The 1,572-nt window shown below is 68.5% G+C and carries 1 protein-coding gene and 2 pseudogenes; 2 read left to right on the top strand and 1 reads right to left on the bottom strand.

Annotation, left to right across the window (positions count from 1 at the left end):
• Together STSP_RS37940 and STSP_RS37935 are read left to right on the top strand one after the other, a co-directional pair.
• Positions 1–249 (top strand): annotated as a pseudogene (locus STSP_RS37940) (transposase); the annotation flags it as partial.
• Positions 234–431 (top strand): annotated as a pseudogene (locus STSP_RS37935) (transposase); the annotation flags it as partial. The pseudogenes STSP_RS37940 and STSP_RS37935, both read left to right, overlap by 16 nt.
• Before the next feature lie 56 nt (positions 432–487).
• Here STSP_RS37935 and STSP_RS34270 read toward each other — a convergent pair.
• Positions 488–1,030, bottom strand: coding sequence for a DUF6882 domain-containing protein (locus tag STSP_RS34270; RefSeq protein ID WP_078067738.1), 543 nt, complete (start codon positions 1,028–1,030; stop codon positions 488–490).
• Positions 1,031–1,572: the final 542 nt, after the last annotated feature.

Raw genomic sequence — 1,572 nt, 5'->3', positions numbered from 1 at the left:
GCCGAGCAGTCCAAGAACTACCGCTATTCCACCAACCACCAAGTCGTCATCGACGCGCACACGTGGCTGGTCCTCGCGGTCGGCCGGCCTCTGCGCGGCAACCGCAACGACTGCAAGGCATGGGAGGAATCCGGCGCCAAGGCCGCCGTCGGAAAGAGGGTCACGATTGCCGACAGCGGCTATCCCGGCACCGGCCTCGTCATGCCCCACAGACGCCGCAAGGGCGAAGACTCTACGGAACCGTGCTGGTGGACATGGAGAGCCGCCGACCGGTGGAGCTGCTGCCCGACCGGGAGCCTGAGACGCTCGCCGCCTGGCTCGCCCAGCACCCGCAGATCAAGGTCGTCTGCCGGGACCGCGCCCCGTTCTACGCCGAAGGCGCCACACTCGGCGCCCCGCAGGCCCTCCAGGTCGCCGATCGCTGGCACCTGTGGGGCACAACCTCGGCCAGGCGGCCGAACGGGGCCATCGTTCCCGGCAACGGCTGCTATTCGCTATCGATCTTGAAGCTTGACGTGCTGCCGTCCTGGGCGGTCAAGGTGACCGGTCCGAACGTGATGATCGCGATCGACCTCGCGCCGCGCCCGCGATAGAAGCCTGTCGCCTTGGTGATCCGGACAGCCAGAGCCGCGAGAGTAGCTGCCGTCTGCTCGTCGGCCTCGACCTCCGGCGCCGCGAGAGCATCGTGGCCGTGGGCCTCGGCCCAGTCACGAACGGCGCAGGCGTCGCGGCTCATCTCGGGCAGGATGCTCTCGTTGGCCCATGCCCACCGCCATGAGGACGACGAGGGGCTCCAGCTGCCGAGGATCTGCGCTGGGGCGGTAGCGGTCTTGTCAGGGAACGTCCAAGTGATGACCCCGGTTCGCTGATCGAGTCCCCACCGGTCCGCCGAGCCGAGTCCCCAGGACATGTGTGCGCGGGCCAGCTGGTCGATCATGTCTTCGCCCTGCAGGAGCAGCGTGCTCAGCCCCACGAGGGCGGGGCCCTGCGGGGCGCTTTCCGGCTTGCCGGCTCGCTTGAACAATCCCATGCGGCGAAGTCTGCCAGGGCGGTTCCGGCCGATGGCACCGACCTCGGCTCGGGCGCCGTGCATCCGCGGGGTGGGGAATTACGTGACGTTTGCCCTGGGGAATTACGTGACCGTCGCATCAAGAACTGGCGCATCGAGCGCAGTCCTCCCAGGTCTGTCGGTCGGCCGCCCGATTGCTGCTCCGTGTCGGCACCAGACTGTTGACGACGATCAAGCTGCGCCACGGACGCGAAAGCCAGGCACGGTGCTGAAGCCCACGCGCGCGTGACACGCCTCGCCAAGGAGCTGCCGGATGTCGCCCCGCCCTCGATTTTCAGGCCGCACCGACCGCCGCTCGGGGGTGCGCACGGCATGGGGGACGACGAACCGGCCGAAGGTCAGGTCTAAGAGGCCATCTCATTTGGCTCGATAGGCTGTAGGCCGTGGTGGGGATCGTGGAGCGGCTGGTGCCGGATGAGTTGTGGGAGCTGTTCCAGCGGGTGGTGCCTGAGGCACCCACGCGGCCTCAAGGTGGCGGCCGGCGTCGGCACGGTGACCGCGAG

The sequence above is a fragment of the Streptomyces jeddahensis genome, from assembly GCF_001642995.1.
Classification (GTDB): domain Bacteria; phylum Actinomycetota; class Actinomycetes; order Streptomycetales; family Streptomycetaceae; genus Streptomyces; species Streptomyces jeddahensis.
The sequence above is the reverse complement of the archived record's forward strand: the minus strand, read 5'-3'. Positions and strand labels throughout refer to the sequence as shown.